The 18,363-nt window shown below is 71.2% G+C and carries 21 protein-coding genes and 1 tRNA gene; 10 read left to right on the plus strand and 12 right to left on the minus strand.

What is annotated here, in order from left to right:
* Positions 1 to 2 precede the first annotated feature (2 nt).
* Positions 3 to 1,079 carry a TIR domain-containing protein gene (locus AB0A63_RS34825; RefSeq protein ID WP_360398928.1) on the plus strand — a complete coding sequence of 359 codons (1,077 nt, stop codon included), beginning with the start codon at positions 3 to 5 and terminating at the stop codon, positions 1,077 to 1,079.
* A gap of 12 nt (positions 1,080 to 1,091) precedes the next feature.
* Here AB0A63_RS34825 and AB0A63_RS34830 read toward each other — a convergent pair whose 3' ends face one another.
* Complete coding sequence (locus AB0A63_RS34830; RefSeq protein ID WP_360398931.1) at positions 1,092 to 2,192, minus strand: DUF1015 family protein; 1,101 nt, start codon at positions 2,190 to 2,192, stop codon at positions 1,092 to 1,094.
* A gap of 18 nt (positions 2,193 to 2,210) precedes the next feature.
* Here AB0A63_RS34830 and AB0A63_RS34835 point away from each other — a divergent pair, with 18 nt between their 5' ends.
* From AB0A63_RS34835 to AB0A63_RS34860, 6 genes are all read left to right on the plus strand, one after another.
* On the plus strand, positions 2,211 to 2,684 hold the full coding sequence (locus tag AB0A63_RS34835; protein WP_360398934.1) for a TrkA C-terminal domain-containing protein: 474 nt from the start codon (positions 2,211 to 2,213) through the stop codon (positions 2,682 to 2,684).
* 5 nt (positions 2,685 to 2,689) lie between these two features.
* Positions 2,690 to 3,862, plus strand: coding sequence for a cation:proton antiporter (locus AB0A63_RS34840; protein WP_360398937.1), 1,173 nt, complete (start codon positions 2,690 to 2,692; stop codon positions 3,860 to 3,862).
* A gap of 62 nt (positions 3,863 to 3,924) precedes the next feature.
* On the plus strand, positions 3,925 to 5,082 hold the full coding sequence (locus AB0A63_RS34845; protein ID WP_360398940.1) for a S8 family serine peptidase: 1,158 nt from the start codon (positions 3,925 to 3,927) through the stop codon (positions 5,080 to 5,082).
* Positions 5,079 to 5,300: a hypothetical protein gene (locus tag AB0A63_RS34850; protein ID WP_360398943.1), complete on the plus strand. Its 222-nt coding sequence runs from the start codon at positions 5,079 to 5,081 to the stop codon at positions 5,298 to 5,300. Before AB0A63_RS34845 ends, AB0A63_RS34850 begins: the two co-directional genes overlap by 4 nt.
* Positions 5,301 to 5,394: 94 nt before the next feature.
* Positions 5,395 to 5,931 (plus strand): DUF6319 family protein, encoded by a 537-nt coding sequence (locus AB0A63_RS34855; RefSeq protein ID WP_360398946.1) that lies wholly within the window; start codon positions 5,395 to 5,397, stop codon positions 5,929 to 5,931.
* 32 nt (positions 5,932 to 5,963) lie between these two features.
* Positions 5,964 to 6,052 (plus strand) — tRNA-Asn (locus tag AB0A63_RS34860).
* Positions 6,053 to 6,494: 442 nt separating this feature from the next.
* Here AB0A63_RS34860 and AB0A63_RS34865 read toward each other — a convergent pair.
* Positions 6,495 to 7,466 carry a zinc-binding dehydrogenase gene (locus tag AB0A63_RS34865; RefSeq protein ID WP_360398949.1) on the minus strand — a complete coding sequence of 324 codons (972 nt, stop codon included), beginning with the start codon at positions 7,464 to 7,466 and terminating at the stop codon, positions 6,495 to 6,497.
* A gap of 1 nt (position 7,467) precedes the next feature.
* Entirely contained in the window at positions 7,468 to 8,268 is an 801-nt protein-coding gene (locus tag AB0A63_RS34870) for an SDR family NAD(P)-dependent oxidoreductase (RefSeq protein WP_360398952.1), read from the minus strand.
* 125 nt (positions 8,269 to 8,393) lie between these two features.
* Here AB0A63_RS34870 and AB0A63_RS34875 point away from each other — a divergent pair, with 125 nt between their 5' ends.
* Complete coding sequence (locus tag AB0A63_RS34875) at positions 8,394 to 9,146, plus strand: SDR family oxidoreductase (RefSeq protein ID WP_360398955.1); 753 nt, start codon at positions 8,394 to 8,396, stop codon at positions 9,144 to 9,146.
* A 10-nt stretch (positions 9,147 to 9,156) separates the two neighbouring features.
* Positions 9,157 to 9,609: a MaoC family dehydratase gene (locus tag AB0A63_RS34880; RefSeq protein ID WP_360398958.1), complete on the plus strand. Its 453-nt coding sequence runs from the start codon at positions 9,157 to 9,159 to the stop codon at positions 9,607 to 9,609.
* On the opposite strand, the gene AB0A63_RS34885 is transcribed toward AB0A63_RS34880, so the two are convergent.
* The 8 genes from AB0A63_RS34885 to AB0A63_RS34920 all read right to left on the minus strand — a co-directional run bounded on the left by AB0A63_RS34885 (position 9,596) and on the right by AB0A63_RS34920 (position 17,293).
* Entirely contained in the window at positions 9,596 to 10,165 is a 570-nt protein-coding gene (locus AB0A63_RS34885; RefSeq protein WP_360398961.1) for a TetR/AcrR family transcriptional regulator, read from the minus strand. The genes AB0A63_RS34880 and AB0A63_RS34885 overlap by 14 nt on opposite strands.
* Before the next feature lie 94 nt (positions 10,166 to 10,259).
* Positions 10,260 to 10,802 (minus strand): 3'-5' exonuclease, encoded by a 543-nt coding sequence (locus tag AB0A63_RS34890; RefSeq protein ID WP_360398964.1) that lies wholly within the window; start codon positions 10,800 to 10,802, stop codon positions 10,260 to 10,262.
* A 22-nt stretch (positions 10,803 to 10,824) separates the two neighbouring features.
* The gene (locus AB0A63_RS34895; protein ID WP_360398967.1) at positions 10,825 to 11,535 is read right to left on the minus strand and encodes a hypothetical protein; all 711 of its coding nucleotides are present in this window, start codon (positions 11,533 to 11,535) and stop codon (positions 10,825 to 10,827) included.
* A complete protein-coding gene (locus AB0A63_RS34900) occupies positions 11,522 to 12,958 on the minus strand; it encodes a substrate-binding domain-containing protein (protein ID WP_360398970.1) in 1,437 nt (478 codons plus the stop codon). Before AB0A63_RS34900 ends, AB0A63_RS34895 begins: the two co-directional genes overlap by 14 nt.
* Positions 12,955 to 14,076, minus strand: a complete 1,122-nt coding sequence (locus AB0A63_RS34905; protein WP_360398973.1) for a hypothetical protein — start codon at positions 14,074 to 14,076, stop codon at positions 12,955 to 12,957. The genes AB0A63_RS34900 and AB0A63_RS34905 overlap by 4 nt, the downstream gene beginning before the upstream one ends.
* A 90-nt stretch (positions 14,077 to 14,166) precedes the next feature.
* On the minus strand, positions 14,167 to 14,925 hold the full coding sequence (locus AB0A63_RS34910; protein WP_360398976.1) for a glucose 1-dehydrogenase: 759 nt from the start codon (positions 14,923 to 14,925) through the stop codon (positions 14,167 to 14,169).
* A 14-nt stretch (positions 14,926 to 14,939) separates the two neighbouring features.
* On the minus strand, positions 14,940 to 16,136 hold the full coding sequence (locus AB0A63_RS34915; RefSeq protein WP_360398979.1) for an acetyl-CoA C-acetyltransferase: 1,197 nt from the start codon (positions 16,134 to 16,136) through the stop codon (positions 14,940 to 14,942).
* An 11-nt stretch (positions 16,137 to 16,147) separates the two neighbouring features.
* A complete protein-coding gene (locus AB0A63_RS34920) occupies positions 16,148 to 17,293 on the minus strand; it encodes an acyl-CoA dehydrogenase family protein (RefSeq protein WP_360399273.1) in 1,146 nt (381 codons plus the stop codon).
* Between the two features lie 94 nt (positions 17,294 to 17,387).
* Here AB0A63_RS34920 and AB0A63_RS34925 point away from each other — a divergent pair, with 94 nt between their 5' ends.
* On the plus strand, positions 17,388 to 18,011 hold the full coding sequence (locus AB0A63_RS34925) for a TetR/AcrR family transcriptional regulator (protein ID WP_360398982.1): 624 nt from the start codon (positions 17,388 to 17,390) through the stop codon (positions 18,009 to 18,011).
* On the opposite strand, the gene AB0A63_RS34930 is transcribed toward AB0A63_RS34925, so the two are convergent.
* Positions 18,004 to 18,276 (minus strand): GlsB/YeaQ/YmgE family stress response membrane protein, encoded by a 273-nt coding sequence (locus AB0A63_RS34930; protein ID WP_360399276.1) that lies wholly within the window; start codon positions 18,274 to 18,276, stop codon positions 18,004 to 18,006. The genes AB0A63_RS34925 and AB0A63_RS34930 overlap by 8 nt on opposite strands.
* Between the last annotated feature and the right edge of the window lie 87 nt (positions 18,277 to 18,363).

Here is an 18,363-nt window from a genome sequence, read left to right on the forward strand (position 1 = left end):
CGATGCCGACGGTCTTCGTCAACTACCGCGTGCGGGAGCAGCCCGGCTACGCGACGTTGCTGCACCGCGAGCTCGCGCAGGCGTTCGGCGCGGACCGGGTGTTCCTCGCCTCGCGGTCGCTGCGGGCGGGCGACGACTTCGTCGAGGAGGTCTTCGCCCACCTGCGCCGCTCGCAGGTGCTGCTCGCGGTGATCGGGCCGCGCTGGCTCGACCACACCGGCGACCCCGGCGAGGACTGGGTGCTGCGCGAGATCGCCGAGGCGTTCGAGCTCGGCATCCGCGTGGTGCCGGTGCTGGTCGAGGACGCCGAGCTGCCCACCGGCCTGCCCGCGGGCGTGGAGGCGCTGCACCGCTGCCAGTACGTGCGGCTGCGGCACTACTCGGTCGACAGCGACATCTCCGCGCTCGTCACGCACCTGCGCGGCATCGCCGGCGACCGCCCGTCGCCGTCGGTGTTCCGGCTGGGCGACCGGTCGTGCCGGATCGCGATCCACGCGGGGTCGATCCGCAGGGTGTACGACTGCGACGCGTGGGTGAACAGCGAGAACACCGACATGCGGATGGCGCGGCACACGGACTTCTCGGTGTCGGCGATCATCCGGTACTGGGGTTCGGCGCGCGACGAGACCGGGCGGATCGTCCGCGACCTGGTGGCCGACGAGCTGGAGGAGCTCGTGGCACCCCGCCGCCCGGTGGCGCCCGGAACGGCGCTGGTGACCGGGTCGGGGGCCCTGGCGGCGACGCACAACGTGCGGTTCGTCGTGCACGTCGCCGCGGTGCAGGGCGAGCCGGGCGCGGGGTACCGGCAGGTGTCGGACATCGGCGGGTGCGTCACGACGGCGCTGGACCGGGTCGAGCCGCTGGGGGTGCGGACGATCCTGTTCCCGTTGCTGGGCACCGGGGTCGCGGGCGCGGACGTCCCGCACACGGCGCGGATGCTGGTGCAGGCGGCGGTCCACCACGTCGAACGGCACCCGGAGACGGCGCTGGAGCGCATCTCGTTCCTGGCCTACGACGACCACGAGCGGCTGGCGCTGGAGCAGGCGGTGCGGATGCTGCCGCTGGTGCCCGAGCGCTGAGCCGGTGGTGCGTCAGTGGCCGAGGTCCGCGAGCAGCAGCCCGCTGCGCGGTTTGGGGGTGAAGTAGGTGCTCTTGCGCGGCATCTTGGCCCCGGCCAGCACGGCGGGCAGCGGCACCGGCGCGATCAGCAGCACCGCCTCGGCCTCGACCCGCGGGTCGACCACGGCCTTCACGCACGGGCTCTCCGGGTCCAGGTCCAACGCCTCGTGCAGCAGCACCGACTCCACCACGGCGTGGTCGACGCCGCGTCCCGCGGGCAGCTCGACGCGCAGCACGGTGTCCGGGGTGCGCACGACGACCACGCCCGGTTCCGGGTCGGTGACGAACGGCAGCTCGCCGACGCGCAGCCCGACCCGTTCCCACGCCGCCACCAGGTCGGCCGTGCCCAGCCCGGTGCCGACGACCGCGCGGTGGAACGGTCCCACCCGCAGACCGGGCCCGGAGGTGACGAGCGCGAGCAGCCCGGCGAGGCCCGCCTCCCTGGCCGCGGCGACCCGGTGGTTGCCGTCCGCGACCAGCAGCCGGTGCGCCCCCGCGGCCGCCAGGAACGCGTCCTGCCGCTCACCGGGACCGACCAGCCACACCCAGTGCCGCCGGCCACCGGAGTCCACGAGTGACACGGCCGGGTCCTCGGTCATGCCGTGCACCAGGTCCGTGAGCCCGTCGTGCGGCGTCATCGGGACCAGCATCGCCGCGCTCGTGGCGATGCCGAGGGTGGCCAGCACCTCGGCCCGTTCGGCGACCACACCGGGGTAGACGTCCTCGGTGTGCGCGATGGCGTCCGGGTCGACCAGGCACAGCAGCCCGCACGCCGTGCCGTCCGGTCCGTCCACCCGGTAGGGCGCGACCACGTCGGTCACCTCGCGGTAGGCCCGCCGGATCAGGGCGGCGAGCTCGGCGCGGGCGGCCGGCAGCGCTTCGAGCAGGCCGGTGCCCGCCGCGAGCGCCCGCGGCGTGCGGTGCGGGTGCTGGACGGCCAGCAGGGTGCCGTGCGGGGCGCGGGCCAGGGCGCCGATGACCTGGCCGGGCTCGGCGAACTCGTCGACGTCGGGGCCGGGCACGCGGTCGCGCACCACCCACCCTCGTCGCACCGGGCGAACTGGGAGAGACATCCACGTATCATGATCTGTGTGAACGTGGAGATCACGCCCCTTCCGGGCATCGGGACGCGTCAGGACTTCACCATCCGCGCCGGGCGCCGGGTCGGTGTGATCACCTACCGCGACGGCAGGTTCGAGCTCATCCTGTCCAAGGCGAGCGACCCCGACTCGTGCGCGGCGTCGATACCCCTCTCACCAGAGGAGGCGAACACGCTCGCGGGCCTGCTCGGCGCGCCGCAGCTCGTCGCCCACCTGCGCGAGGAGACCCGTGACATCGCGGGCATCACGACCCGCCAGCTGCCGGTGACCGCGTTCGCGAACCACACCCTGGGCGAGACCGCCCTGCGCACCAGGACCGGTGCGTCCATCGTGGCCGTGGTGCGCTCTGGCAACGCCCACCCGTCGCCAGGACCCGACTTCATCTTCGAGAACGGTGACCTCGCGGTCGTCGTCGGCACCGCGGAGGGCCTCGACGCCGCCGCCGAGATCCTCCACGGCGGTTAAGCACAGTGCATGAGACAACCATCGCCATCATCCAGCTCGGCGCGGTGTTCTTCGGTCTTGGTCTGCTCGGCCGCGTCGCCTGGAAGATCGGCATCTCGCCGATCCCGCTCTACCTCGTCGGCGGTCTCGCCTTCGGCGTGGGCGGCTTGGTCCCGTTGCACGGCATCGACGAGTTCACGCACCTGGCCAGCGAGATCGGCGTCGTGCTGCTCCTGCTGCTGCTCGGCCTGGAGTACTCGGCCTCCGAGCTCACCACCGGCCTGAAGCGCTCGTGGATGGCCGGCGTGCTCGACCTGGTGCTGAACGCGGCACCGGGCGCCATCGCGGCGTTCCTGCTGGGCTGGGGGCCGGTGGCGGCGCTCGCGATGGCGGGCGTCACCTACATCTCCTCCTCCGGCATCGTCGCGAAGGTCCTCGGCGACCTGGGCCGGCTGGGCAACCGCGAGACACCGGTCGTGCTGTCGGTGCTGGTGTTCGAGGACCTCGCGATGGCGGTGTACCTGCCGGTGCTGACCGCGGTGCTGTCGGGCGTGAGCTTCCTCGGCGGCCTCACCTCGGTCGGCATCTCACTGCTCGCGATCACCGTGGTGCTGGTGGTGGCGCTGAAGTACGGGCGGTTCATCTCGGCCATTGTGGACAGCCCGGACCACGAGGTGTTCCTGCTGAAGCTGCTCGGCTCCGCGCTGCTGGTGGCCGGTGTCGCCTCGCAGCTGCAGGTGTCGGCGGCGGTCGGCGCGTTCCTGCTCGGCATCGCGATCTCCGGGTCGACGGCGGAGAACGCCACCCGGTTGCTGGAGCCGTTGCGCGACCTGTTCGCGGCGATCTTCTTCGTGGTGTTCGGCCTCAACACCGATCCGAAGTCGATTCCACCCGTCCTCGGAATCGCGGTGGCGCTGGCGGTGATCACGACCGCGACGAAGGTCGTCACCGGCTGGTGGGCGGCGCGGCGGCAGGGCATCGGCAAGATGGGCCGCATGCGTGCGGGGGCGGCGCTGGTGGCGCGCGGTGAGTTCTCCATCGTCATCGCCGGCCTGGCGGTGGCGTCCGGTCAGGTGAACGGGGAGCTGGCGGCGCTCGCGACCGCGTACGTCCTCCTGATGGCGATCCTGGGGCCGATCGCGGCCAGGTACGTTGAGCCGATCGGTGAATTTTTCCAGCGACGTCGGCAGATGGCCTGAAACAGACGCCTCCGGATGACGACTCTCTCTAATAGGGCTACAGGAGAGTAGGGGCGATCATCATGACCGAACCAGCGGAAGTGGAGACGACGGGCCGATTCCTGGTGCTGCTGCGGGAGGACGCCGTCGACGAGGGGGTGGCCGAGCTCGGCGCGATCGCCGGGTTCGACCCGAACAGCGGAGACCTGGACCCGGACACCGTGCAGGTGTTCCCGGAGCTGGGCGTGGCCGTGGTGACCGCGGACCCGGCCCTGCTGGCCGAGCTGAACGGCGCCGCCGAGGGCCCCGGCCCGGTGCAGGTCGTCGAACCGGAACGCGTCGTGCACGTGTTCGCCGCACCAGTGCCCGACGACGAGCCGGAACCGGCGGCGGACGAGTCGGTGCTGACCTGGGGCCTGCAGGCGGTGGGCGCGGACGTCAGCACGGCGACCGGCAAGGGCGTCAAGATCGCCGTGCTCGACACCGGCTGGGAGCAGAACCACCCGGACTTCACCGGCCGGACCATCACCACGAAGTCGTTCATCACCGGCGAGGACGTGCAGGACGGGCACGGCCACGGCACGCACTGCATCGGCACCGCCGCGGGCCCGCGCAAGCCGGCGACCCCGCCCGGCTACGGCGTGGCGTTCGAGGCGGAGGTCTTCGCGGGCAAGGTCCTGTCGAACGCGGGCTCCGGCTCCGACGGCGGCATCCTCGCGGGCATCGACTGGGCCGTGGCCAACGGCTGCGCGGTCATCTCGATGTCATTGGGCGCGGACGTCCCCGCGGGCACCCCGTACTCGCAGATCTACGAGACGGTCGCCCAGCGCGCGCTCGCGAAGGGCACGCTGATCATCGCCGCGGCCGGCAACGCCTCCACGCGCCCCGGCCGGGTCGCACCGGTCGGTCACCCGGCGCGCTGCCCGTCCATCATCGCGGTGGCGGCGATCGACGTGAACCGCGCGATCGCGTCGTTCTCCTCGGGCTCGGCGGACAAGATCGGCCAGGTCGACGTGTGCGCCCCCGGCGTGGACGTGCACTCGTCGTTCAAGCTGCCCGAGAAGTACCGCCGCCTGCGCGGCACGTCCATGGCGACCCCGCACGTCTCCGGCGTGGCGGCCCTGGTCGCCGAACGCACCGGCGCACGCGGCTACGAGCTCTGGGCCCGCCTGGCCGGCACCGCCCTGCGCCTGCCCCTGCCGTCGACCGACATCGGCACCGGACTCGTCCAGGCGCCATGACCGGTTCGGTGGACCAGGTGATGGTCTCCGTGACCGAGGGCTCCCTCCCGCAGGTGCTCGACGACCTGCGGGAGGCCGGCCTGGTCGTCGACACCGTCCTGGAGGCGCTGGGCGTCGTCACCGGTACCGCCGAGATCCGCGCGATCCCCACACTGCTCGCGGTGCGCGGTGTCGTCGACGTGGAACGGCAGTGGCGCGTGCAGCTCCCACCCTGGTGACTAGGCTCTGCGCTGACCCCATTCCTGCTCGATCGAACACGTGTTCTACGATTGTGCGCGGGGTCACGTCGTTGCGCAGAGAGGAAACCTGATCGTGTCGGACACGCTCACCGAGGTGCAGGCAGTCGAGAAGACCGTGGTGGAGGGCACCCCGGCGCCCGCCGCCGGGCCGGTCGGCGCCGTGAAGCCCGCTGCGGCTGACGCTGCAGCTGCTGTGGTTGATGCCGCGGCCGACCCTGCGGTCGACGCTGCCAAGTCGGCCGACGCTGCCAAGCCGGTCGAGGCCGCGAAGCCCGTCGAGGCGGCTCCCAAGGCCGAGAAGCCCAAGGCGGCCGCCCGCACCAAGAGCACGGCGAAGAAGACCCGCACCGTCGAGCTCACGCTCACGGTCACCGGCACCGCCGAAGGCGAATGGCAGGCCGACCTGGTCCACGGCACGCAGCGCGTGGTGTCGGGCCTCGTCATCCCCGCCATCGCCGTGGCGAAGGCCGCCAAGGAACTGCACGAGGACATCGCGGAGGGCATCGAGTCGGTGCTCGAGGCGGCCCGCGACCAGCACCGCACCCGCATGGAGGAGCTCGAAGCCGAGCTCGCCAGGGTGAAGGCGCAGCTGGCGGAGCTGTCGGAGTAACAGCGCGTCGTTGTTCCGCAGTACGGCCCTGGGGGCGGTCCGCGTGTGGCGGGCCGCCCCTTCGGCGTTCCGCATGTGACTGTTAATCGCAGGGTTACTGGTTCGAGTCCGGTACCGGCCAGCGCGAGACACGTCACTCGGACGGGTGAAGCTTGTCCGGATCTGCGCCTGGGCTCGTCTTGTTCACGTCCGGATCTCATGGGCTCGCGCGCCCCGGAATGAGGAGGTGCGGCGGCCGGCCCTGGGTGACACGTCCGCGGTACCGCGGAGGTGCGCCCTGGCCGAGGAGAGCCACGCGGAGCCGAGCCGGGCCGTGCTGGACGGAGGCGAGGCCGCGCAGGGCGGGTGACGCGGGCCGGGGTTGGCCAGGGCCGTGCCGGGCCTGAGCCACATCGGGCCAGCCAAGCCGAGGCCCCGAGGCCTGGGGCCGCGCCGGACCGAACCGCGCCGCGCCGCGCCGCGCCGCGAGCCGCGAGCCGCGAGCCGCGAGCCGCGAGCCGCGAGCCGCGAAAAGTAAAGGGGCAGCCCGCCGCAGCGAACCACCCCCTCACCCTCAGCCGGCGCTACCGCGACGGGTCCAGCAGCAGCTTGCCCGCCGTCCGGCGGGACCGCAGGTCCTCGTGGGCCTGCCGGATCTCGCCCATCCCGTACTCGCCGCCCGGGATCGCCTTCAGCTTGCCGTCGACCACGAGCTGGAACAGCTCGGCCATCGCGCGGTGGGCGAGGGTGCCGTGGTCGGCGTCGCGGACCTTCAGGGCGTGGGGCAGCCACATGCCCGCGACGGTCGTGGAGTGCACGAGCAGGGCGCCGAGGTCGACTGGCTTCGGCCTTTCGCGTGAGGCCATGCCGTAGAACGCGAGGCGGCCGAACGGGGCCAGCGCGGCCAGCGACTGGTCGGTGGTCGCACCGCCGGTCATGTCCAGGACGACGTCGACGCGGCGTCCGTTGTTCGCCTCGATCAGGGCGGCCGTCATGTCTTCCGCGCGGGAGTCGACTGCCACGTCGGCGCCGAGGTCGAGGGCCAGTTTGCGCTTGTCGTCGGACGACGCGGTGGCGATGACGCGGCCGGCGCCCCAGAGTTTCGCCAGCTGCACGGCGATGGTGCCGACGCCGCCCGCGGCGGCGTGGACGACGACGGTCTCGCCGGGTTCCTGGTGCGTGGACTTGCGCAGCAGCAGCCAGGCGGTGGCGCCCTGCACGATCAGCGAGAGTGCGGTCAGGTCGTCGACGCCGTCGGGCACGTCGAACGTCGTCAGCGCGGGGGCCACGGCCTTCTCGGCGTAGCCGCCGGAGTTCTTCGTCAGGGCCACGACCCTGCGTCCGTCCTCAGTAGACCCGACGACCTCGCCGCCGGGGACCAGGGGCAGGGTCATCTTCGCCAGGTAGGAGTTCTCCGCCTGGTGCGTGTCGGCGTAGTTGAGGCCGGCGCGGCTGACGTTGATCAGCACCTCGCCCTCGGCCGGTACGGGGTCGGGCAGCTCCACCTGCTGGAGCACCTCGGGGCCGCCGAACTCGGTGATCTGGATGGCACGCACGTCAGTTCTCCTCGAGCGCGATCGAAACGGGGTCCTTGCGGGCGGCGTCGATGCGCGAGCCGTCGGGGTTGCGCGGGCCGGGCGGGTTGCGGAAGCCGAACGGCTCGGAGGGCCGGCCGGACTGCACGAACCACGCCTCGCCGGTGCCAGAGCCCTCCACAATGGACATGAAGGTGTCCACGACGGCCGACACGGGCAGGATCGGCATGCCGATGTCCTGCAACGTCGAACGCAGCGGCGTGATGATGTCGGTGTCGGCGAACGCCGGGCAGAGGGCGTTCACGCGGATGTCGGGGTACGCGCCGGCCAGGGAACGGACCAGACCGACCACGGCGGCCTTGTTCGCGCCGTAGACCGGGTCGCCGGGCATCGGCATGAGGCCGGCCATCGACGCGGTGGCGATGATCTGGCCGCCCGACGCGCGCACGTGGGGCAACGCGGCGTGTGCGCCGTAGACGACGCCGTCGAGGTTGATGGCCATCGCGCGCCGGTACACGTCGGCGTCGAAGTCGTCGCCCAGTGAGCAGCCGGTGCCGATGCCGGCGTTCAGGAACGCGATGTCCAGGCCGCCGAACTCGCGCACCGCGACCGCGACGGCCTCGGTCGAGTCGGCGGGCTGCGTCACGTCGCAGCGCACGAACACGCCGCCGGCCTCGTCGGCGACGAGCTTGCCCCGCTCGACGTCCACGTCGGCGACCACGACCCGGACACCGAGCCCGGCCAGGCGGCGGGCGGACGCGGCGCCGATGCCGTTGGACCCGCCGGTGATGAGCGCGACCTTGCCGGTGAGCTCCACTGGCACCTGCCTCCTCGAAGATGTGCAACATTCCGACCAGTCGGTATGGTCGTCCGCACGACGCTGGACGTCAAGCGGACTGATGGGTACGTTACTAAGCGCTTGCTTAGCTCACAATTGGAGGAGGACCCGTGGCCGACAGGGTTGCCATCGTCACCGGCGCGGCGCGTGGCATCGGTGCCGCCGTCGCGCAGCGCCTCGCCGCGGACGGCCTGGCCGTCGCGTTGCTCGACCTCGACGAGCAGGGCGTGCTCGAAGGCGCCGACAAGATCGTCGCGGGCGGTGGGCGCGCCATCGGGCTCAAGGTCGACGTGGCCGACGAGGAGCAGGTCAACGCGGCCGTGGCCAAGGTGGCCGAGGAGCTCGGCGCGCCGACCGTGCTCGTCAACAACGCCGGTGTGCTGCGCGACAACCTGCTGTTCAAGATGTCCGCGAGCGACTGGGACACGGTCATGAACGTGCACCTGCGCGGCGCGTTCCTCATGAGCAAGGCCGTGCAGGCGTTCCAGACGAAGGAAGGCTTCGGCCGCATCGTCAACCTGTCGTCCACGAGCGCGCTGGGCAACCGCGGTCAGGCCAACTACTCCGCCGCCAAGGCCGGTCTGCAGGGCTTCACGAAGACCCTCGCGATCGAGCTCGGCAAGTTCGGCGTCACGGTCAACGCGATCGCGCCCGGTTTCATCGCCACCGAGATGACCAAGGCGACCGCCGAGCGCATGAAGATCTCGTTCGAGGACCTCGTCAACGGTGCCGCGCAGACGATCCCGGTCGCGCGCGTCGGGCAGCCGGAGGACATCGCGCACACCGCGTCGTTCCTCGTCAGCGAGGGTGCGGGCTTCGTGTCCGGTCAGGTCATCTACGTCGCCGGCGGACCGAAGGACTGAGGGCAGCCCCATGCGCGCGTTCGAGAGCATCGACGAGCTGGTCGCCGCGAAGGGCGAGCACCTCGGGTTCGGCGAGTGGCACGAGGTCACGCAGGAGCAGGTCAACCTGTTCGCCGACGCGACGCTGGACCACCAGTGGATCCACATCGACGTCGAGAAGGCCGCGCAGGGCCCGTTCGGCGGCCCGGTCGCGCACGGCTACCTGACGTTGTCGCTGGTGCCGTACCTGGTGCGCGACGTCTACACGGTCAAGAACATCAAGATGGGCGTGAACTACGGCAGCAACAAGGTCCGCTTCCCGCAGCCCGTGCTCGTGGGCGCGCGGGTGAGGGCCGGGGTGGAGCTGCTGGACGTCTCGGACATCGCACTGGGCAAGCAGCTCGTCACGAAGGTCGTCGTCGAGATCGAGGGCAGCGACAAGCCCGCGTGCGTCGCCGAGATCGTCAGCGTCATCGTGCCGTGATCGAGTGGATCAGCAGGTCCGCGTAGTGCTCCGCCAGCCGCCCGGCCGGGATCTCCCCGTCCGGGCGGTACCAGGTGCCCAGCTGGTGCAGTGAGCCGAAGAAGTAGTGGGTGGCGACGTCGGCCGGCACGTCGGCGCGGAACGACCCGTCGCGCTGCCCCTCTTCGACCAGGCCGCGGAACCGCTCGTGGTAGCGCCGCCGTTCGGCGCGCACCTCCTTCTGCTTCTCGGCCGAGAGGTGGTTCATCGACCGGAAGAACACCTTGGCGGCGTCGAAGTCCTCGATGCTCGTGATGATCACGTCGACCGCGGCCTCGCGCAGCCGCGCGGTGACCGGCCCGTCGCCGGAGACGATCTTCTCCAGGTGTTCGGTCTGCAGGCGCAGCAGCCGCCCGTAGATCTCGTGCAGCAGGTCGTCCTTCGACCCGAAGTAGTGGTACATGGCGCCCTTGGTGACGCCGGCGTGTTCCACGACCTCCTGCACGGCGACCCGTTCGTAGCCCTTGTCCGCGAACAGGCGGGTGGCGGCGTCGATCAGTCTTTCAGGCACGGTCACGCCCGGAGCGTACCGCCAGGGCGTGGGGAACCCGGGCAATGACCAGCCACTGGACGGTTGCCGTCGAATCCACAGTGGACTCCCGCCGGCGTGATCACCTCCTGAGCAGCCCGGCCAGCAGGCCCGCGATGTTGTGGGCGTCGTCGTGGCCGCGGTGGTGCGTGCCGTCGAGGCGCTGCCCGGCGATCCGCAGCGCCTCGGCCATCCCGACCTCCCGCGGCAACGCGTGCGCCAGCGCGAACAACGTCTTGACGTTGAGGTGCCGGGGCCCGAACGGGTACTCCACCCCCAGTGCGGCGCACTGCCGCTCGAACATGATGCGGTCGTAGTTGCCGTACGACGCCCAGACGCGGTCGGCGGAGCGGTACTCCTTGCGCAGCAACGCACACGCCTCGGCGAACGGGACACCGCCCGCGACCTGCCCCGCGGTCAGCGTCGTGAGCCGGGTGCAGAAGGGGCTGACGGACGACAGCACCGGCCGCACGAGCACGCTGCGCCGCTCACCCCGCTTCCCCGAGCTCACCTCGAGCGGGCTGATCCCGATCTCGATGATCTCCGAGACCTCGCCGGGCGGCGGCGTGCCCTCCCAGCAGGTCGACTCGACGTCGACGACCAGCACGTGGTCCAGTGCGATCACGTGCCGATCATCCCCGCCCCGTCTACTGGAACACGACGACGGGCAGCACGACGACCTCGCCGGCCTCGGCGTTCCACGACTGCACCTTGCCCAGGCAGCGCGCGTTGAACTGCCCCGGCGGCAGCGTGTCGCGCAGGCTCGCCCGGTCGCACTCCACCCGCACCCGGTGCTCGCCCGCGGAAGCGAGCAGCACCGCCCGGTCACCGGCGTCGTCGCCGAGCTCGAACCGGCCGTGCAGCGACACGTAGTCGCGGATGTCGTTGAGCCGGGTGGCCCGGCCACGCCGCCACGCCTCGTCCGCGGTGATGGTCCGCGTGGTCAGGTCGACGTCCACGACGCCGTGCGCGGCCCGCAGCCCTGCCAGGACCACGCCGATCACGTCGATCTCCGTGGCCGGTTTCTCGTAGGTGTCGGTGTTCTGCTCCACCACCGACCCGTCCACGCCGATGCCGAACTCGTTCGGCCCGACCTGGAGCTTGCCGTTCTTGGTGACGGTGATCTGCTTGACGAACTGCCGGGTGACGGCGTCGTCGTAGCGGCCGACCTTGCACAGGTTGATCATCCGCTGGCCGTGCACGTAGAACAGCAGGCCTGGCACCTCCGGCTGCGGGTCGCGGCGGCGCATCCAGTGCACGGCCAGCGCGACGACCACGACGAGCGCGGCCAGCGTCACGCCCCACAGCAGGAGCCAGCCCCACAGGACCGACCACCAGAGCCCTCTATCGACATCCACGGATCTCCCTCACCGCCTGCGGCAACGACGTCGTGCCGGCGTCCACGAGCCGGCCACCACTGGCCTGCGCCACGCGGTCGAGCTCCGCGCGGTCCGCCTCGCCGAACCGGATGGGGTACACCGGCACCTCGCCCCGCCCGACCCGCAGGAACTCGTCCACCGACGGGCCCGCGTTGTTCTCGCCGTCGGTCATCAGCACGACCGCCGTCTCCCCGCGGGCCAGCCGCAGCGCGTGGTCGAGCGCACCCCAGATGGCCGTGTTGTCGCGCAGGTCATCGGACGCGACGACGGCCAGCAACGCGTCGAGGTCAGCCCTCCCGCGCACGGTCACCGAGCGCTCTTCCAGCACGGTGCCCGCGAACCGGACGATCGTGACCGTCTCGCCGACGTAGAAGCGGTCGAACCCGGTGAGCGACGCGAACGCCTCGCGCAGCGCGGTGATCCGCTCGCCGCGCATGGACGTCGAGTAGTCCAGCACGAACACGACCTGGCGGCCCTCGCCCGCCCGGTCGTGGAACACGAGCAGCCGGTCGAGCACCTCCTGCCGGTCCGGGAAGTACAGGGCGGTGCCGATGTCGGCGGTCAGCCGCCGGTCGCGCGGTGCGGCCGGGTCGACCGGGCGCCGCCAGGTGCGTTCGGCGATCATCCGCTGCGCGGGCGGTGACCGCAGCCAGTCCACGACCCGGTCGTAAGCGGTCCGGCGCGCGGGGTCGACCAGCATCAGCGGGTAGTCCGACAGCACGATCCCGTCGCGCGGGTACACGAGCTCCAGCGGTTCGGGGAGCCGCCCGGAGGCGTTGAGCGCCAGCAGCTCCGACTCGTGCGCGACGACGCCGTCGACGGTGTCGTCGGAAGACCGCCGGACGAGCTCTGCCACCGGGTCGGGCACGTCGAACGCCCGCCCGGCGAGGAACCCCTGCAGGCGGTCGCAGCTCACGTCCTCCGGCCGCAGCGCCGCACCGGTGCCCGCGGCCGCGGTGGCCACCCCGATGAGCGCGGCCATCCCGCCACCGGACACCCGCGGGTCGGCCATGCCGTAGCGGAACTCCCCCACCGCCGCCCGGTCCGCGACGTCGGCCCACGTCGGCCGCTCCCCCAGCACGGCCCGCCGGCCCGGCCGCACGCCCAGCACCACCGGGGAGGTCATGATGCTCGCCGACAACGCTGGCTCGGCGCCGCGCAGCCGCAGGAACCGGTTGCTGGACAACCACGCCAGGTCGAACCCGGCGAGCGACCGGCTGGCCTCGACCGTGCCGCGGTGCTCGACCGCCAGCTCGACACCGGTGGCGCGCCTCAGCTCGGCCAGCACCGGGGCGAGGTCGACGAGCTCAGGGCTCGCCAGCACCCGCAACCGCACCGGCGGCGGTGAGCTGGAGGTGCACGCGGTCAGCACGAGCAGCAGCACCGCGGCGACGACCCTCACCGGCAGTCGCCGACGACGTCGAGCATGCGCTCGAAGAACTCGGCCTTGGGCAGCGGCACCCGGCCGGCCTGGCCCACCGGTGGCTGCGGCAGCCCGTGCTCGGTGATGACACGGCCGAAGTCCTGGTCGGTCTCCCCGCTCCAGCCCAGCGGGTGGAACCCGAGCTCGACGGCACGGCGGCGCAGCTGAGGGTCGTTCATCATCAGCTCGCCGATCCGGTCGCCCTCGGGCGTGAACGAGATGAGCTCGGGCGTGCTCTGGTGCTGCGCCGTCGGGTAGAGCAGCACGCGGTCGCGGTCGGGCTGCTCCCGCCGCAACTGATATGCGATGTACTGGTGCTCGTACATCACCGCGATGACCGCGTGCGTGCGTCCTTCTGGCACGAAGAACTTCGGCGACATGTCCTCACCGGCCTGGCCCTGCGCGGCGATGTGCGGTTTGACCAGCAGTCCCAGCTCCTCCGCCTCCCGCAGGCTCTGCACCGGTTCGTCGCGCAGCGCGGCCGCGTAGAACCCGACGAGGGCCGCGCCCGAGTAGGCCTTGCACGGGTCCGGTGACTGGGCGACGACGAGGTTGTTGTTGCTCAACCCGAGGTCGCTCCACCTCTGCTCGGACAGCGCCATGAACTTGTCGAGGTCGAGGTCGTAGAACAGCGGCGCGGCGTTGTTGTCGTGCGCCACGGCGGCGCCCGCCCGCCTCAGCGCCTCGGCGTGCTCGCGGAAGGTGGCGAGCACGACCGGGGTGAAGAACGGGCGGAACGGCACCGCGTGCTTGCCCTCCCGGCGTGCCTTGACCCGTTCGTTCGCCACGTGCCCCGACGGGAACACGAAGTGGTAGCTGTCCAGGTCGGGGCTCTCGGCGAGGTCGCGCGACCCGACCGGGGTCACGTGCACCTGGTAGCCGCGCGCCATCAGGATCTGCTTCACCTGCTCGTCCTGGAAGAACTCCCGCTTGGACGCGAGCATCACCCGCACCACGGTGGTGCTCCGGAACGGCCCGGTGACGTGCCCGGTGACCAGCAGCACCACCAGCCCGGCGACGAACACCGCGAGCGGCGGCGCGAACCACAGCAGGAAACGTCTTCGCGGGTCGACCGCCCTGAACTCCGGCTCCTGCACGACTCCCCCTCATGCCGAAAAGCCCCCGACGAGGATTAGACGCGTCGAGGGGGCTCTTGGCACTAGGCCGTTCAGGCAGTGGTCACGGGCTCAGACGATGACCGCTCCACCGTCGACCACCAGCGTCTCACCGGTCACGTAGCCACCGGCGGGCGAGGCGAGGAACACGACGGCCGCGGCCAGCTCCTCCGGGTCGCCGATGCGCCCCGCGGGCAGTGCCGCCCGCATCTTCTCCAGGTAGCCCGGCGGGTACTGGTCGGTCATCTCCGAGGCGAAGAACCCGGGGCAGATCGCGTTGACCCTGATGCCCTTGCGACCGGTCCACTGCTGCGCGAGGTCGCGCGTCAGGCCGAGCAGACCGGCCTTCGACGCCGAGTACGCGGCCTGCGGGATGCCGCCGGTCACGAGCCCCAGCACGCTGGAGATGTTGATGATCGAACCACCGGCGGTCATCACCGCAGCGGCGGCCTGCGCCATCCAGTAGGCGCCGTTGAGGTTCACGTCGATCACGCCGAGGAACTGCTCCGGCGTCTCCCGCGAGGCCGGCACCGCCGACGCCACACCCGCGTTGTTGACGAGCACGTGCACCGGGCCGAACTCGGCGGCGGCACGCGCCACCTCCCGGCAGTCGTCGGGCTGCGAGACGTCGGCCTGCACCACCAGGGCGCGGCGGCCGGTCGACTCGACCAGCGCGGCCGTGTCCTTCAGCCGGTCCGCACGACGGGCCGCGAGGACGACGTCCGCACCCGCCTCCGCGAGGCCCTTGGCGAACGCGACGCCGAGGCCGGAGGACGCGCCGGTGACGATCGCGACCTTCCCGTCGAGGCGGAACTTGTCGAGGATGCCCACTTGGCCAGAACCCTTCAGCTCAGTCGTTCCAGGACGATCGCCATGCCCTGGCCGCCGCCGACGCACATCGTCTCCAGCCCGAACTGGGCGTCGCGGGCCTGCATGCCGTTGATCAGCGTGGTCATGATCCGGGCGCCGGTCGAGCCGAACGGGTGGCCCAGCGCGATGGCGCCGCCGTGGACGTTCAGCCTGTCGAGGTCGATGCCCAGTGCGCGCTGGCTGCCTAGCACCTGCACGGCGAACGCCTCGTTGATCTCCACCAGGTCGATGTCCGAAATGGACATACCGGCGTGCGCAAGCGCTTGCTGCGTCGCTTCCACCGGTCCGAGGCCCATGATCTCCGGCGAAAGCCCGGACACACCGGTGGACACGATGCGTGCCAACGGGGTCAGGCCGAGCTCACGGGCCCGCACGTCGCTCATGACCACGACCGCGGCGGCGCCGTCGTTGAGCGGGCAGCAGTTGCCCGCGGTGACGGTGCCCCCGGGGCGGAACGACGGCTTGAGCGCCGACACCGCCTCGTAGGTCACGCCGGCCCGCGGACCGTCGTCAGTGGACACGACGGTGCCGTCCGGCAGCGTCACCGGCGTGATCTCGCGGGCGAAGAACCCGTCCGCGATGGCCTTCTCCGCGAGGTTCTGCGACCGGACCGCGAACTCGTCCTGGTCGTGCCGGGAGATGCCCAGCTGCGTGGCGACGTTCTCCGCGGTCTGCCCCATCGCGATGTAGTAGTCGGGCAGCTTGCCGTCCGACCGCGGGTCGGTCCACGGGGCGTTGGACGCGGCGGTGTCCTGGGTCCGCTGCTGCGCCTCGTCGAAGAGCGGGTTGGACGACGGCACGCCGGAGTGCAGGTACCGCGAGACGCACTCGACGCCGGCGGAGATGAACGCGTGGCCCTCGCCCGCTTTGATCGCGTGGAACGCCATGCGCGCGGTCTGCACCGAGGAGGCGCAGAACCGGTTGACCGTCGTTCCCGGCAGGGTGTCGTGGCCGAGCTGCACGGCCACCCGCCGCGCGATGTTCTGGCCGTGCTCGTCCTGCGGCTCGGCGCACCCGAGGTGCAGGTCGGTGATCTCGGTGGCGGGGACGTCCGCCAGCGCCGCGGCGATCACCTGCGCGGCGAGGTCGTCGGGCCGCAGTGAGGCGAGCGACCCCTTGCGCGCACGGCCGATCGGCGAGCGGGCGGTGGAAACGATGACGGCTTCAGCCATGTCGCACTCCCCTACAGGCCCAGGTCGCGGCCGATGAGTTCCTTCATGATCTCGTTGGAGCCCGCCCAGATCTTCGTGACGCGGGCGTCCATCCACGCGCGGGCGACGCGGTACTCGGTCATGTAGCCGTAGCCGCCGTGCAGCTGCACGCAGGCGTCGATGACCTCGTTCTCGATGTCGGCGCTCCAGTACTTCGCCTGCGCCGCCTCGACCGCGGTCAGCTCCTTGCGCACGTGCTGCACCGTCAGGTTGTCCACGAACGCCTGCGTGACGTCGAGCTTGGTGCGCAGCTCCGAGAGCAGGAACTTGTTGTGCTGGAACTTGCCGATCGCCTGCCCGAACGCCTTGCGCTCCTTCACGTACTCCAGGGTCTCGTCGAAGATGCCCTGGGCGTGCGCGAGGTTCGAGATGGCGGCGCCGATGCGCTCCTGCGGCAGGCGTTCCATCATGTAGATGAAGCCCTGGCCCTCCTCGCCGATCATGTTCTCGGCGGGCAGCCGGACGTCGGAGAAGAACAGCTCCGCGGTGTCGGAGGGGTGCTGGCCGACCTTGTCGAGCTTGCGGCCGCGCTCGAAGCCGGGCATGCCGGTCTCGACGGCGAACAGCGTGATGCCGCGCGCGCCCTTGGCCGGGTCGGTGCGGGCAGCGACGACGATCAGGTCGGCGGTGTAGCCGTTGGTGATGAACGTCTTGGAGCCGTTGAGGACCCAGTCGTCACCGTCGCGCACAGCGTTCGTCTTCAGCGCGGCGAGGTCGGAGCCGCCGGACGGCTCGGTCATCGCGATGCCGGTTTTCAGCTCACCGGTGCACATGCCGGGCAGCCAGCGCTGCTTCTGCTCCTCGGTGCACAGGTCGACCAGGTACGGGGCCACGACGTCGCCGTGGATGCCCAGCGACGACGCGACGGCGGCGTTGACCCGGCACAGCTCCTCGGCGAACACGGCGTTGAAGCGGTAGTCGTTCGCGCCGCTGCCGCCGTAGGACTCCGGGATCTCCAGGCCGAGCAGCCCCTGACGGCCTGCCTCCAGCCACACGTCGCGGTCGATCACCCGCTGCTCGATGAACTTCTCGACGTTCGGCGCGATCGTGCGGTCGACGAACTCCTTCGCCGACTCGCGGAACGCGACGTGGTCCTCGTTGAACAGCGTCCGCTGCACGATCTTCTCCTCCATACTAAGCGGTTGCTTAGCGCTAAGCGCACGCTTAGCGTGCAGTACGATCGATCACCTGTCAACACGCGAGGAGCGCCCGATGACGACGACCGGCCTGGAGGGCTTCGCGCTGCTCGACGAGACGTGGCGCTCGATCACCCCGGACGCCGCCCGCAGGATGCTCATCGCCGCCGTGCACGCGTTCGCGGACAAGGGATACCACGCCACGACCACCAGGGACATCGCCGCTCTGGCCGGAATGTCGCCGGCCGCGGTGTACATCCACTACCGGTCCAAGGAAGAGCTGCTGTTCAACATCTCGCGGGTCGGCCACGAGACGTCGCTGGCGCTGCTGTCGGGCATCCGCGGCGACGACCCGGTGCAGCGGCTGCAGAACGCGGTCGCGGCGTTCGCGGGGTGGCACGCGGAGTTCCACACGACGGCACGCGTGGTGCAGTACGAGCTGGGCGCGCTCTCCCCGGAACACCACGCGGAGGTGGCGGAGCTGCGCAGGCAGATCGACGGGCGGATGCGGTCGTTCATCTCCGACGGCATCGACGCGGGCGTGTTCGACGTGCCGGACCCGCGGGGCGCGACGCTCGCGGTGCTGTCGCTGTGCATCGACGTCGCGCGGTGGTACCAGCCGGGCGGGCGGCGCACACCGGACGAGATCGGCGCGCTGTACGCCGACCTCGTCCTGCGGATGCTCAGGCCCGCTAGCTGACCCTGTTGCGGCCGTACAGCCCGGCCACGAGCGACACGCCGATCGCGGCGACCACGATCTGCACGATCACCTCGATCCAGTCGATGCCGGGTGTGTCCTCCACGCCCAGCAGCCGCGCGATCCACGAACCGATGAACGCGGCCGCGATGCCGACCAGGATGGTCAGCCAGACCGGGATGTTCTGCTTGCCCGGCGCGAACAGCTTGCCGAGCAGGCCCAGTACCAGGCCGATGACGAGCGCGCCGATGACACCGCCGATGGTCATGACCGCCTCCTCCTCGATGGTGTTCGGATCTCCTTCGATCATCCCTTCGGACGCCGAGATCCGCAGCACGAGGAGCAGTGCGGTGGG

This window comes from Lentzea sp. NPDC042327 (assembly GCF_040647275.1).
GTDB lineage: Bacteria > Actinomycetota > Actinomycetes > Mycobacteriales > Pseudonocardiaceae > Lentzea.

Coding starts and splice junctions, on each gene's coding strand:
- AB0A63_RS34880 (WP_360398958.1), top strand. CDS start 9,157: ATGCGCGCGTTCGAGAGCATCGACGAGCTGGTCGCCGCGAAGGGCGAG.
- AB0A63_RS34925 (WP_360398982.1), top strand. CDS start 17,388: ATGACGACGACCGGCCTGGAGGGCTTCGCGCTGCTCGACGAGACGTGG.
- AB0A63_RS34850 (WP_360398943.1), top strand. CDS start 5,079: ATGACCGGTTCGGTGGACCAGGTGATGGTCTCCGTGACCGAGGGCTCC.
- AB0A63_RS34845 (WP_360398940.1), top strand. CDS start 3,925: ATGACCGAACCAGCGGAAGTGGAGACGACGGGCCGATTCCTGGTGCTG.
- AB0A63_RS34930 (WP_360399276.1), bottom strand. CDS start 18,276: ATGACCATCGGCGGTGTCATCGGCGCGCTCGTCATCGGCCTGGTACTG.
- AB0A63_RS34825 (WP_360398928.1), top strand. CDS start 3: ATGCCGACGGTCTTCGTCAACTACCGCGTGCGGGAGCAGCCCGGCTAC.
- AB0A63_RS34830 (WP_360398931.1), bottom strand. CDS start 2,192: ATGTCTCTCCCAGTTCGCCCGGTGCGACGAGGGTGGGTGGTGCGCGAC.
- AB0A63_RS34915 (WP_360398979.1), bottom strand. CDS start 16,136: ATGGCTGAAGCCGTCATCGTTTCCACCGCCCGCTCGCCGATCGGCCGT.